This window comes from Herbaspirillum sp. RV1423 (assembly GCF_000577615.1).
Taxonomy (GTDB): Bacteria; Pseudomonadota; Gammaproteobacteria; order Burkholderiales; family Burkholderiaceae_D; genus Herbaspirillum.
The window spans coordinates 53,146-65,912 of record NZ_CBXX010000020.1 but is presented as its reverse complement, the minus strand read 5'-3'; the positions used below and the strand labels follow the sequence as shown (position 1 = coordinate 65,912).

At 58.4% G+C, this 12,767-nt stretch carries 11 protein-coding genes; 2 read left to right on the top strand and 9 right to left on the bottom strand.

The window, feature by feature from the left end; all coding sequences use genetic code 11:
• Nucleotides 1–32: 32 nt before the first annotated feature.
• From RV1423_RS17655 to RV1423_RS17615, 8 genes are all read right to left on the bottom strand, one after another.
• Entirely contained in the window at nt 33–1,727 is a 1,695-nt protein-coding gene (locus tag RV1423_RS17655) for a ShlB/FhaC/HecB family hemolysin secretion/activation protein (protein ID WP_034299312.1), read from the bottom strand.
• 644 nt (nt 1,728–2,371) lie between these two features.
• Complete coding sequence (locus RV1423_RS17645) at nt 2,372–3,148, bottom strand: molybdopterin-dependent oxidoreductase (RefSeq protein ID WP_034299306.1); 777 nt, start codon at nt 3,146–3,148, stop codon at nt 2,372–2,374.
• Nucleotides 3,145–3,759: a cytochrome b/b6 domain-containing protein gene (locus RV1423_RS17640; protein ID WP_034299302.1), complete on the bottom strand. Its 615-nt coding sequence runs from the start codon at nt 3,757–3,759 to the stop codon at nt 3,145–3,147. The genes RV1423_RS17645 and RV1423_RS17640 overlap by 4 nt, the downstream gene beginning before the upstream one ends.
• Before the next feature lie 12 nt (nt 3,760–3,771).
• On the bottom strand, nt 3,772–4,398 hold the full coding sequence (locus tag RV1423_RS17635; protein WP_034299299.1) for a DUF5666 domain-containing protein: 627 nt from the start codon (nt 4,396–4,398) through the stop codon (nt 3,772–3,774).
• A gap of 169 nt (nt 4,399–4,567) precedes the next feature.
• Nucleotides 4,568–6,406: a type II toxin-antitoxin system HipA family toxin gene (locus RV1423_RS17630; RefSeq protein ID WP_034299296.1), complete on the bottom strand. Its 1,839-nt coding sequence runs from the start codon at nt 6,404–6,406 to the stop codon at nt 4,568–4,570.
• 449 nt (nt 6,407–6,855) lie between these two features.
• A complete protein-coding gene (locus tag RV1423_RS17625) occupies nt 6,856–7,761 on the bottom strand; it encodes an FAD:protein FMN transferase (protein WP_081768869.1) in 906 nt (301 codons plus the stop codon).
• A gap of 49 nt (nt 7,762–7,810) precedes the next feature.
• Nucleotides 7,811–9,292: a flavodoxin domain-containing protein gene (locus tag RV1423_RS17620; RefSeq protein WP_231502338.1), complete on the bottom strand. Its 1,482-nt coding sequence runs from the start codon at nt 9,290–9,292 to the stop codon at nt 7,811–7,813.
• A gap of 93 nt (nt 9,293–9,385) precedes the next feature.
• Nucleotides 9,386–9,811: a DUF6130 family protein gene (locus RV1423_RS17615; protein WP_051516744.1), complete on the bottom strand. Its 426-nt coding sequence runs from the start codon at nt 9,809–9,811 to the stop codon at nt 9,386–9,388.
• Nucleotides 9,812–9,922: 111 nt separating this feature from the next.
• Here RV1423_RS17615 and RV1423_RS17610 point away from each other — a divergent pair, with 111 nt between their 5' ends.
• A complete protein-coding gene (locus RV1423_RS17610; RefSeq protein WP_051516743.1) occupies nt 9,923–10,609 on the top strand; it encodes a TetR/AcrR family transcriptional regulator in 687 nt (228 codons plus the stop codon).
• 79 nt (nt 10,610–10,688) lie between these two features.
• Here RV1423_RS17610 and RV1423_RS17605 read toward each other — a convergent pair whose 3' ends face one another.
• Entirely contained in the window at nt 10,689–11,600 is a 912-nt protein-coding gene (locus RV1423_RS17605; protein ID WP_034299290.1) for a LysR family transcriptional regulator, read from the bottom strand.
• 153 nt (nt 11,601–11,753) lie between these two features.
• On the opposite strand from RV1423_RS17605, the gene RV1423_RS17600 reads away from it, so the two are divergent.
• Nucleotides 11,754–12,620, top strand: a complete 867-nt coding sequence (locus RV1423_RS17600) for an oxidoreductase (RefSeq protein WP_051516742.1) — start codon at nt 11,754–11,756, stop codon at nt 12,618–12,620.
• Nucleotides 12,621–12,767: the final 147 nt, after the last annotated feature.

Here is a 12,767-nt window from a genome sequence, read left to right as displayed (position 1 = left end):
TTTCTTCTCGTCAGGAGGCGGCAACGCCGCTGTCAGTACGACCACATCAGGTTGAAACCCGCTGTCACGCGAGCAGTCTGGAATCGATCAGGCTTGGAAATCGGCGTGCCGGCAAAGACTTCATAGGAGACGCGTCCGAACGCGCCACGCAACCCCGTGACCGCGCCGGCCAGGCGACGGCCGGTCAGAAGGGCTGCCGAGGGGCCGCCGACTTGTCCGTAGTCGGCCCCCACGTAGACTTCCTGGCCGCTTTGCCCCAACGCTGCGGAAAGCTCATTGCGGGCAAACCAGCCGTTCTCGGCCAACAAGGTCACTTCACCATCGAAGCCCCGCACGGTGTAGCGCCCACCGATCGAGAATCTGTCTTGAGGCGTCAGCGGCGTGCCATTCCATTGGGCGCGGGCGGCGAACGAGTAGCGCAGCGCCTGCTTACCCCAAGGCGCTTGCCAGGCAAAAGGAAGATTGAGAGATAGATCGGCTGTCGTAATCCGGAAACGAGAGGTGCCTTCGCCGAATGCCTCTTCCGGGGCGGGCAAGGAATCAAACGCACCCGTACCTCGCTTGTGCGCCAAGGACAGATCAAGCGTGGCGTCCCCCATGAACTCGCGATGCGTCACGCCCAGTTCCCAACCGGCGGTGCGACGACGCTGAACTTCCACTTCCGTGTCGTCCACGTAGTTGCTGGAGGTTTTTAAAAAGCCCTTGAACGAGAGGGTGGTCTTACGCGCCGCGTCGCGATAGACCAGGCGAGAGAGCTTGAGCTCGTTGTTTTCGCTTTCGCCGCTATACATGTAGGTCTGATTGATGCCCGCCACAGCCTGGTGATAACTGCTGGCGCTATTGGTGAACGCCAAAGCCCAGTAGCCAAAGGGCAGCGAATAGTGCACCACGTGGCTTTGACTGCCACGTACGCCGGGGTCTCCGCCGCCGAGGTCATGGTTGTAGCTGATGTAGAACAAATCGTTGAGCGTCAGCCAGTTGTCGAGAGAGACCGTCGCGCTTCCCTGGTACTTTCCGGTTGATTTGGTGCCGCTATCGTCTATCGAGGCCGTCAGCCGCAGGGGAATGGCCTGACGATAGCTGATCACCAGATCGCTGTCGCCGGCCTTGGCATCGGCCTCTTCACTGGGGGTCACCTTGATGTCGGCCTCGGCGGTGGGCACACGCTTGAAGTTCTCCAGGCCTTGCTCAATGTCGCGCAGATTGAGCAAATCACCAGGCGCCGCGGGAATGGCGCTCCAGTGGGTAGCGCGGGGATCGGCATCCGCAGCGAAACGGATAGCGCGAATTCGCCCCGGCACGACCGTCAAGCGCAGTTCGCCACCGGCGATGTCCTGCGGCTCGGCAAGCACGCGCGTGGTGATATAGCCGCGAGCAACGATTTCGTTTTGAATTCGTGCCATGACGACGTTAATGCCTTGCACACCCAGGCAGCGGCCGATTGCGGGATCGTCGCCGGCATTGAGCCCCGCCAGCGCAAACTGAAACCGCTGAGCCAACTCACCTGCGAGAGTGATGCGTGTTACTTGAAAGCACGGAGACTCGCCTGTCGGAATTTTTCCTGCCGCTCCGCTCGCCGCCTGCGCTTCGGGCAGACGGACATCAGGCTGCGGTTCTTGCTGACGTCGCAATTGACGTTCCCGCTCCTGCTGGCGCTGAAACTCTTGAGCTGCGGCATCGGTTTGCCCCAAAGCGGGAGCGACATGGCTTGCGCTGGCCAAGAACATCAAGGCCGTAAGACTCTTGAATATCCAATTTGTTGGAACATGTACTTCGTCGTCTTGCCCACGAAGGGCATCGTGACACTCGCCTACGTGAGCGGCCGCAGCCCGGAGCGAATTCGGAAAGACGCCAAAGCGAAACCCTGCCCAACAGCTAATACGCTGAAATATTCTGTTATTGCGATGCAAAACAACACCCCGTAAAACCCCGTTTATTTTTCGATTTAATTGCTGCGCGGAATTTTACTGTCGGGCATTCTTCCTACGGAGGAGGATGTTGGATTTTGTAAAGATATTCTCCCGGAAGCAACAAATGCTTGTTGGAAATGCAATTTAAATTGCCTTGATATTCACATAAATTAATAAGTCAGGGGCGTTTGGGAGCTGCGGCCAACGGCAACTTCATCTGTTTCCAATGCCTGCACTTCTATTTTCCCGAGGGGGATCGCGCGTTTGTTGATGCGACATTGCTCGCATTGATCCAACAGTTAATCATGCCGGATTGGGAGGCTCGCAAGCGGGAGCTTGATGCCATGGTGAAGGTGTTGCTCGATCGATAGTGACTGGTATTGTCGGCGATGTTGCCGTGCTGGCCGGTTTGCCGGTGCCTGTGGCATTACATTTTTCCTGTGACCGGTCCCGGATACGGATCAGACGCCGCTGAACCAATTGTAGCCTTGGTCTTCCCAGTAACCGCCCGGGTTTTCGTTGGTCACGTAAATTGCGATGACGTGCTTGGGGTTCTTGAATCCGAGCTTGGTCGGTACACGTACCTTGAGTGGAAAGCCATAGGATGTCGGCAACGGTTCCTTGCGGAAGTCCAGCGCCAGAATGGTCTGGGGATGTAGCGCCGTCGGCATGTCCAGGCTGGAGTAATAGCGGTCCGCGCACTTGAAACCGACGTATTTCGCAGACGTATCGGCACCAATGGCCTGGAGGAATCTTTTCAAGGGGACGCCCGACCACTGGCCGATGGCGCTCCAGCCTTCGATGCAGATGTGCCTGGTGATCTGCCCGGTCTGGGGCAGGGCGCGCAAGCGCTCGATTGTCCACGGCTGCTTGTCGCGCACCAACCCCGACACTTCCAGGCGCCAATCGCTGACGTCGATATCCGGCGCATTGACTTCATCATAGAAAGCATTAAAGGGAAACGGATCGGTGATCTGGCTCGCCGCATAGGTTGGCGCAAGCTTGTCGCCGCGGAACAGCAGAGCCTGAACCCGGTCGTTCCAGCGCGACATGGCCCACAGCACCTTGTCCACGCCGTCGTTGTCCTGCAAATCGCAACCGGCAAGCATCGATAGCGCGCCTAGCGACAGCGCGGAACGCAGCAGGAGCCGCCGCTCGACCTTCACCAGCGCCGTGCGGTGATCTGCCAAACGGATTTTCTCGGGTTTGCGGGAAGGCGTTTCGTCTTGCTGGCTCATGATGCACTCTCTTTCGCATGGCCTCGCCCTGTCACCATGGGCAATAAGGTTGTCGGGACGATGGCGACCAATAACAGATGCACGACGACAAACGCGGCGATGCCGGCCATCGCGGCGAAATGCACCTTGCGCGCGAAGTCGAAGCCGCCGAACAGGTCGCTCAACCATTCCAACTGCACCGGCTTCCAGAGAGAAAGCCCGGACAGCGCAACGCCTATCCCGAGCACGATCACGCCCCAGTACAACAGTTTTTGTACGGCATTGTAGATGCCCGGCCGATGGGGTAACTGGAAGCGCAGGGCGTGGCAGGCGTCGGATGCCACGTCGCGCGCACGCAGCGGCAGGAAGTGCCGGCGAAAGTGGCCGCTGGCCACTCCGTAAATCAGATAGAACAGGCCATTGACGACCAGCAACCACATCGCCGCGAAATGCCAGGCGATGGCGCCGCCCAACCATCCGCCCAGCGTTGCCCAGGGGGGGAATTTAAAGCCGAAGATCGGCGAGGCGTTGTAGATGGCCCAGCCGCTCATGAGCATGCAGCCGATGGCGAATGCATTGAGCCAGTGCGCAATGCGAATCGCCAGCGGATGGAGGAGAATTTTCTGAGCCATCGAGGCGCTTCCTTACATCGGAGGTGTAACCCCGTTCTTGCCGACGCTGACCGACACGGCAGTCAGGCTTCCGTCCGCATTTTTGCGGGCGCGCAGCACCACCTTGGCGCCGACGACCAGCAGGGAGCGCTCGCCGGCTTCGATGCTGACGATAGGCACGTCTTCGGGCACGACGATCTTCTTTTCACCGCCTTTGTACTTGAGCGTGAGCGTACGGCCGTTGCTGGCGACAACATCGCCGACGGTGCCGTTGGTCATGGTGCTGTTAGGCGCCAGGTCGAAAGGCCGGTGGCCGTCGCCCGTGCCTGCCATCGACGGAGGAAAAACGTGTACCTCAAGCGCCTTCTGCGAGCCGTCAGGCTGCGGGATGCCGGCGGCGCCGATATAGCTGCCGGGCTTGATGTCGTTGATGTTGGCGATGGAGATCGCGGCTACCCGGGTGTTCTGATCGAGTGCGACGGTCTGCTCACCGCCGCGATTGTTTTTGACGACCAGCTTTTCGCTGCCGACCGAGGTGATGGCTCCGCGTATCCCGGTCAAAGCAGGCGTCTGCGCCAGGACAGCGGAGCCGATAAAGCCGCTTGCGAGAATGGCCGATGCGACGGTGCCGCGGAGGATTTTTTGAATGGATGCGCTCATGGGATCGGACCGGGGAGTTGAGGAATAATGATCCTAGCCAGCCGAGGGAGTCATCCAGATGACATTCAAATGACAAAAATGTCATCTTCATCTGATGATCTCGAAATACTCTTCATACTTCTGTCAGCGCTTCATTTCCAGGGGGCGGGCAAGGCCGCAGCATAAAATCTCAGGAGAAGCCGTCTAGCTGTCCTTTTACGACCGCGAGCATCTTTTTGGCCATGACCTGTCCGTCGTCGCCGTAATAATGGAGCTTGGGAAGGCTCGCAGTAATCAAGGCAGTGTTGAGTGCATCGACGATCTGATCGATCGCAGCGTCTGCATCGCCGGCCCTGATGCCGACTGTCGTTGCCAGCGCACGAAAGTCCGCGCGACGAAGACGGCTATTTTTGCCGTTGAGCTTCAGCGCCATGCGGTCATCTTGAAGGCGCGGGAAAACACGTGTCGTGACGGCGTCGTAGAGCGGAGCGACGCGGACCGAACGGAAGAAGTCGTCGCCGGGATCGGCAATTTTCAGCAGGGCCATGTTTTTCAAGTGCATGTCGCCATCGGCGATCAACCATGCAAATAGCGCTCTCTTCAATATCCCAAGAAGGTCTGCCTCGGGCGAGGTGGAAAGGCTGCGTACAGCGTGGGCTATGCGTTCCATGGTGCCGGAATATTTCAATTCCGGGGGAAGATCCAGGACGGAGCACAGGTCCTCCATCGCGAGTCTTCTTTGATCTTCCGCGCTGGTCCGGATGTCGAATCGTTCGACCAGCAGCGCCGGGGGCATGTTGTCCGGCATCTCGACAAAAGCGATGCTCGGCACGGTAAAACCTACGGCTTTGCCGAGCTGAAGAGATAGCCACTCGATGACAGGGAGGGCTTCAAATCCGCTCTTGCCGGCCGGCTTGAGAATGTGGGTGAAGGGCATGCTGGTACTCGCCGACAAATCGCCATCCTTGTCCAGGTACATCGGCGCTTTTATCTGGATGCCGGATAGCCGCGGTGTGTCGGCGGACGCATAGAGGTCCGCAAGGTTCTTTTCGAAACTTGTTTCGAGCGTGTCTCGGCTCGGTCCGCGGTACCTGCCGATGAAGACGCCGTCCCTGGTGAAATCGCTGAGTGGCCGGACGAGAACATCGGGCGCAATTTCCTTGAGTTCGCGCTCTTGCTCCACGATCGTGATGTTGGACATGTACCGTTTGCCCGAACGCAGCATCGTTCGTTCGTCTTCGTTTCGCAACACGGTCTCCAGCCAGCCTTCGGGCAGCAAGGAAACGATAAAGGGCGGCAGTGCGCCAGGCGTCGTTTGGCGGATCAGCGCGGGACCTTTTGTTTTGGCAGGGTTCCAGCGCCATTCGAAACCGTCATGGACCAGGTTTCCGATCGCGACGCCATGCCACGCCACGATCAAATCTATCGCCGCTTCGTTACGTACTGTTTTGAAGCTTGGCGCATGAAGGAGAAAGCGCTCCGCTTGTTCGCCTTCCTTGTACCACGCGTTTTCTCGCGCGAGAGCCCACACCGCGTCGGCGGCGCCTTTGGGGCTGCCGAATTCCGCGATCAGCCGCGTGCGGATGGCATCGCGCATGTCGTCGTCGATGGAGGCCGCATGTTCGCTTCGTACGCGGAATGCTTCGAGAAATCTCTGGCGCATGGCCGAAACCTTGACATGGAACTCGCCCATGCCGTCGTCGATGACGGCATTGCCGATGGAAGGTTTATCCGGGGCGGGGTTCTGGATGATTTCCAACGAACGAATTCTGGTGCGTTGCGAACGCCGGCCGCTCAGGAATAGTCTGCCGTCGCGCGTCGGCCCAAGCAGCACGGCGCTCGCCGCTGAAAGATACGCGGTGGGGTAGAGATAATTGGCGATCCGGACAGCATGTTTCAGCACGACGGCGTTGGCGTCGTCGGCGGCATCGACGTAAATGCCGCGCATGAGTTGAACAAGCTGACCTTTTTCCGCTTGGTAGTGGCTCTTGGCCTTATCGATGTTTTGGCCGACCAGGTAGAGAGACATTTTTAACTTTCCCGTATTTCATCTACGGGAAAGTTAGCACTCTAGGAAAAGTAAGTCGAGGGAAATATATTAACTTTCGCATAGTTAAACTACGAGAAAGTTATAAATTGAATCGATCGAGCGGGGATTTAATAAGGTAAGTGTTTGTTTTTATTGGTATTTGTGTCGTGGGGCGCTAGCCAGGCACGACTTCTTTGTAAATCCGCGTTCCTATACAAACTCGTCGAAAGCCGACGTCGCTTTTCCGTCGCGGGTATTCACGAAACAATGTCTGAAGCGATTGAGCGCAGCCTCGATCAATTCGATCTCCGACAAGGTGCAACTTCGCGAGATCACGTAGTCGCCGCGACGGCATGGAGCACTTTGTCATTGACTCTCCTGGTGATGGGTAACAAATCCATTGTTGGTTGAGCATCCCTTCGGGACCACCGAGCACGGATGCCTGCTTATCAAGCATATGCTCTTCCCCCGGTAACCCAGATTTCCTCGAGTCGTTCGCCGTCGCGCAGCGTAAAGAGGGCATCCATGTCCCGCTCGCGGGCCAGCTTTACGCCGTCGTGCTCTCCCAGCACGAGCAAGGCCGTCGCCCAGGCATCGGCGAGCATACATGTGGCGCCGAGCACCGTGACCCCGGCGACGCGGTTCGTCGATGGTTGCTGCAAGACCGGGTTCATCGTATGCGAGTAGCGCTTTCCGGCAATCTCAACCCAATGTCGGTAATCCCCAGAGCTTGCAATCGCTGCATCGATGAGTTCCATTGTTCCGGCCAGCTCACGTACGCCATATGTCGGCTTTTCGATCGCGACCGTCCACGCTTGTCCGCCTGGCTTGCTGCCACGCGCCAGCATTTCGCCGTCGATGCCGACCAGGTAGCTGGCGATGCCCCATCGCTCAAGGCAGTGGGCAAGCTGGTCGACGCCGTAGCCTTTCGCGATGCCGGAAAGGTCAATGCGAATCGGGGCTCGCTTGCGCACCTGGCCCCCTTTTCGGTCGACGTCCAGGCTTGCAGCACCCGCGCTAAGCTGCATCCCTGGGGGCGCTGTCGGCAGGCCGACGACAGGCGCTTGGGATGGGCCAAATCCCCAGGCATCGACCAGCGCTCCCACACCGATGTCGAAGGCGCCCTGCGATTCTAGACCTACCTGCAGTCCGGTTTCGAGCACGTGGGCCAGCTCGTCCGGTATGCTGATCCAGGTATTTTCTGGTGCGGCGTTGACCCGGCAAAGGTCGGACATCGGATTCCAGGTCGACATTTGCCGGTCGACCTTGTCCACTGCGGCAGACAGGCTTGCATCGACGGCGGCTGCGTCAATCGCAGCAGGCGCGTAGAAGACGGCGGTATAGCGGGTGCCCATAGTTGCGCCATTCAGGCTATAGCGTTGCAGGACCGGCGACGCTGGCGGTTCAGAATACGTCTTCACGGTATCTTCCCTCGTTTCTGAGCGTCTGGAGGTCCAGGTTAAGCGGGGCAAGCACGTTGCTCAGGGCCTGCCGGACGCTTTCGGCCATTGCGCTGCTGCCGCAAACAAGCACCTGGCCGCCGTGTTCAATCAAGCTGCGCAGGTTGTCGGCATCGTCGATCAGCCGATTCTGCACGCGCTCACCATTCTTCACGCGCGAAAAAGCAGTGTGCAACTGCGTGAGCCGACGGTCCGCCAGATAGTTGCGCAGCTCGGGTTCATATAGAAAGTCGGATTCGGGATCGCGGCCGCCCCAGTAGAGATACATCGGGTACTTGCCGGTGTTGTTGCGGATGAAGCCGGCGAGCGGACCGATCCCGGTCCCGGCGCCGATCAGGATCACAGGAGCCTTCCCGGATGCCGGCCGGAATTGTGGATTGGGCTGAATGAACGCTTCAATGCAGTCGCCCGGTTGCAGGCCATGCAGGTAGGTCGAACATAGCCCGCCTGGCTGGCGGCGTACGCAGATCTCAAGGATACCGTCGCGCGCGCCGCTGGCCAGTGAATAGAACCGTGGCATCGCGCTGCCTGGCGCGATAACGCCGACCAGATCGCCAGCTTCGAAGGACGGGAGCCCGTGCGGCCGGAACAGGCGGCCAAACAGTCCGTCCGGTTCCTGCATTTGCCCGGAGACAAAACGCAGCACCACGGACGGTTCCTGCTCTTGCCGACCGTAATCGATACGCTCCTGCAAGCGGAGGGAAAACGTGCGCGGATGAACTGGGACATGTTCGAGCTGGAGCCCGATACCCAGCACGCCGCCAAGGCTGGCGCCCCATCGTGCGAATTCCTGTGTGGACTGACGGTCGATCGTGACCAGCTCGAGCATGCGTTGCCATCCATGCCGGTTCATGGCCGCGTCGACATCCCGGGCAAACTGGCAGTACTTGGGAAACTGTCTGTCGCCGAAGCCGAGTACGGCAAATTTCAGCGCCGGATTAGCCGGCACCCGATCGAGCGGCGCGAGGAACTGATTGGCCGAAGCGGGCGCCTCGCCATTACCATATGTCGCCGTCAATAAAAACAGGTTGCGGGCGGCGCGATAGCGCGCAGATAGCTGGTTCATTGGCGCGCTGTGGACCCGCTGGCCACTGTCGCGCAGGGCGTCGTGCAGTACTTGGGCGAAGCCCCACATGTTCTCGCCGACGGTCACGGGATCGGTCATGGCCCGCAAATGCAGATCCGCCACGTCGCGAACATCAACAAAGCCGGCATTGATCTTCAGGCATCCCGGCTGGCCATCCATCAGGAACTTGATCAGGCGGATCGAATGCGAAAAGTCAGGTCTTGGCACCGGACCCAGCACGGCCACCGGGTTACGCTGGGAGAAATTCCACGAGAACTTGACGCCGCCACTGATGGCGGTCTCGATATCCGGTTCCAGGAATTCGCCTGAAAATCTCTCTGTCGCGGAGTGCTTCTGCACACCATTAGTCTTGTAGATGAAGTCCCCGGCAGATTCTGAACCGCTGCTGAAAAGCGGACAGCGACGAGTGTCGCCGTCTGCGTCACGCCTCAATCACGGTACAACAAACTCCACCTTGCGACTGGTAAGAATCCGGTGTGCAGCATCCGCCAATTCGAGCGTGATCTGGTGCCGTCCGCTGGATAGGCCTTGTAAAACGAGTGGCCCGTCATCGGAATGCACCCAATGCCAGGCAGCGCCATCCAACGTGACATGCAAATGTCCCAAGCGCGGGACAACTTGTGCAGCCGCATCGCCATAGAGGGGCATGATTTTGACATCGTCCGACTTGAAGGGAATCACCACGACGCCCTTCGCCAGCAATGCTGCAATCGGAGCACTCACCGACAGGCCTGCCGACGTCAAAGTCTGCTCCGCCGCCACATGCCCAATGTGATCAGCAGCTTGAGCGGTTCTTATGCAAGAAAGCGCAAATATAATGCCGAGGTAAAACCAGACTGGATTCATTCGAATTTTCATACGCTTCCTTAAAGGATTGGTAAATGTAATCATTGATTACATTTTGATTATAGCAATTCTGACCTAGAATGTAAGCAGCAATCACATTTTTGAAAAATTAGCGGATGAGCGATGCAGCCCCCCAAGAAAAACTCGCGAAAGCCTGCTGGCAAAGCAGCAACTCCCCGTGCCTACCATCATGGCGATCTACGGAAGGCGCTCGTAGACGCCTGCGTACATCTGATCGAGGATAAGGGACTGGAAGCTGTCAGCGTGCGCGAAGTGGCAAAGCTGGTCGGCGTTTCTCCCGCGGCACCGTTCCGTCACTTTGCTACACGCACGGCACTACTCACCGCTGTTGCCGAAGAGGCGCAGGAACGGCTAGGCGCTTCCATTGCAGACACATTACGTGCCGCTGCTCGGGAGACTCCACTAATGCAATTCCGCGCTATTGGCGTCGGCTTTCTGCAGTGGTCATTTGCCAACCCGACGCATTTTCAAGTCATCTCTTCGCGGTCGGTGATTGACTATGAAGGGTCCCGGTTGAGAAGCAGCAACGATTTGATTCGCGTCAGGATGAATGAACTGATGTGTGATGCCGCGTCTCAGGGTTTGCTTCGCCCCGGCGATATCAAGCGATATCAAATTGCCGCACGCGCCATGGTCTATGGCTTGGCACGTATGTACATTGATGGCCAATTCCCAAGCTGGGGATTGCCGGTGGACGATCCGCTGGCAGAAAGCATTAGAATCTTTGACCTGTTTATCATCAGCATCTCGATGGCAGCGGAGCCTGATGGCGAGGCAAGCAAGCACTGACTACGGAATATCGCCAGAAGATCGGAGCGCCAATATTGCTGGCGACTTAGCTTCTGACATGCAATATATTTTAGATATTTTAGCCAGCCGCCGGCGACTGAATGAAATCGATAAACGCGCGCAACGGCGCGGGCAAATGGCGTCGGCCTGAGTAGTACAAAAAAGGGCCGGGGAAACTCAGCCACCAATCCTGTAACACCGGTTGCAGTTGTCCGGATGTCATGTACGGTTCCAGCCATTCTTCAAAAAGATAAATCAGCCCGTGTCCCGCCACGGCGGCGCTTACTGCCAGGTCGGCCACGGTGGGGGTGACGATTAAAGGGCCGCCGGGTTCAACCGTGAGCGTCTGTCCGTCACGCTCAAATTCCCACGGATAGATGGCGCCGCTAAGAAATCTGCCGCGCAGACAAGCATGTTGCAGCAGGTCGCGCGGGTGTTGCGGCACGCCGCGCCGCGCGAGATAGGTTGGCGCGGCGGCCACTGCGAATCGCTGCGTGCGCGGGCCGATGGGCACGGCGATCATGTCCTGCTCCAGCCGTTCGCCATAACGGATGCCTGCGTCACAACCACTGGCGACGACATCGACAAAATTGTTATCGACGACAAGTTCCAGCATGATTTCCGGATAAGCATCAATGAATTTGTTGACCAACGGCTGCAGAAAAAAGCGCGCCGCGCTCACCGGTACGTTCAATCGCAAAGTGCCGCGCGGACTGTCGCGCAAATCGTTCAGTATATCGAGTGCATTGGCGACATCGTCCAGCGCCGGGCGCAGACGACTCAGCAGAAGCGCGCCGGCCTCAGTTGGCGTCACGCTGCGCGTAGTGCGCAAGAGAAGTCGGATACCGAGCTTGTTTTCCAGCCGGCGCACCGCCTCGCTCAGGGCCGAGGCGGACTGTCCGCTGGCGCGTCCGGCCTGGCGGAATCCCTGGTGCTGGACGACAAGCGCGAAGGTAGACAGATCTGCCAGGGAGTGAATATCGGTAGTCATCGAGGCGCCCAGCTTTATTGTGCGGAATTTCGTACGGCCTGTACTTTATTGCCCCGATTATCACACAGCGCAGTCTTCATTACCATGCACTCATGCTGCAACGTCGGCGCATAGCGAGTCTCTCGCCAATCCAATCACTCTGCAGGAGTTTTGATGAACGCTTATTTACCTTCCCATGACAAATTTTCACCCGCGCATTGCGACATCAGCTTCAACCGCGTTGGTTACGGGGCAATGCAACTGGCCGGTCCGCACGTATGGGGGCCGCCTAAAGATCGCAGCGCCGCTGTAGCGGTACTACGCGAGGCCATCGAGCTGGGCATTAACCACATCGACACCTCCGATTTTTACGGGCCGCACGTTACCAACGAGATCATCCGGGAAGCACTGCATCCGTACCCGGACGGGTTGATCATCGTCACGAAGATCGGATTTCTACGCGGTGCGGATCAATCCTGGGTGCCGGCGGCGTCGGCGCAACAACTGCGCGACGCCGTCCACGACAACCTGCGCAACCTGCAACTGGAGGCGCTCGATGTGGTCAATTTCCGTGCGCCCGGTCTGGCTGGTGCAGATGGTTCGTCGATCGGCGAAGCGCTAGATACGCTAGTACGCATGAAAGAGGAAGGATTGATCCGGCATATCGGGCTCAGCAACGTTGACGCGCAGCAGGTGGCCGAGGCGCAACAAATTACCAAGATCGTTTGTGTGCAAAATCAATACAACCTGGCATATCGTGGCGATGATGCGCTGATCGATACGTTGGCCGCCCAGGGGATCGCTTACGTGCCGTTTTTTCCATTGGGTGGATTCACGCCGCTGCAATCGGAAACATTGACGCGTGTAGCCGCAGCGATGCAGGCGACGCCGATGCAGGTTGCATTGGCGTGGCTGCTCCAGCGCGCACCGAACATCCTGGTGATCCCGGGCACTTCGTCGGTCGCGCATCTGCGCGAAAACGTCGCCGCCGGAGCCCTGCAACTTGATGCGGCGACATTGGCGGCGCTGAATACCATGTGATGCGCGGCAATGGAAAGAGGCGCATCGGAGGCGGTCCGATTCGCTCCGGCGCGAGGTGCGCCGAGAATATTCCAGTCTGCTTTCGGTCGGAAGCAAGCCGCTAAAGATCTCGATTTTTCTGTCGGCATCCGGGCTGAAACAGGTCTG

Bases quoted from the DNA above. Each gene is read 5' to 3' on its own strand.
- RV1423_RS17635 (WP_034299299.1), bottom strand. From the start codon at position 4,398: ATGAGCGCATCCATTCAAAAAATCCTCCGCGGCACCGTCGCATCGGCC.
- RV1423_RS17640 (WP_034299302.1), bottom strand. From the start codon at position 3,759: ATGGCTCAGAAAATTCTCCTCCATCCGCTGGCGATTCGCATTGCGCAC.
- RV1423_RS17615 (WP_051516744.1), bottom strand. From the start codon at position 9,811: ATGAAAATTCGAATGAATCCAGTCTGGTTTTACCTCGGCATTATATTT.
- RV1423_RS17625 (WP_081768869.1), bottom strand. From the start codon at position 7,761: ATGGGCACCCGCTATACCGCCGTCTTCTACGCGCCTGCTGCGATTGAC.
- RV1423_RS17655 (WP_034299312.1), bottom strand. From the start codon at position 1,727: ATGTTCTTGGCCAGCGCAAGCCATGTCGCTCCCGCTTTGGGGCAAACC.
- RV1423_RS17605 (WP_034299290.1), bottom strand. From the start codon at position 11,600: ATGACTACCGATATTCACTCCCTGGCAGATCTGTCTACCTTCGCGCTT.
- RV1423_RS17645 (WP_034299306.1), bottom strand. From the start codon at position 3,148: ATGAGCCAGCAAGACGAAACGCCTTCCCGCAAACCCGAGAAAATCCGT.
- RV1423_RS17630 (WP_034299296.1), bottom strand. From the start codon at position 6,406: ATGTCTCTCTACCTGGTCGGCCAAAACATCGATAAGGCCAAGAGCCAC.
- RV1423_RS17600 (WP_051516742.1), top strand. From the start codon at position 11,754: ATGAACGCTTATTTACCTTCCCATGACAAATTTTCACCCGCGCATTGC.
- RV1423_RS17610 (WP_051516743.1), top strand. From the start codon at position 9,923: ATGCAGCCCCCCAAGAAAAACTCGCGAAAGCCTGCTGGCAAAGCAGCA.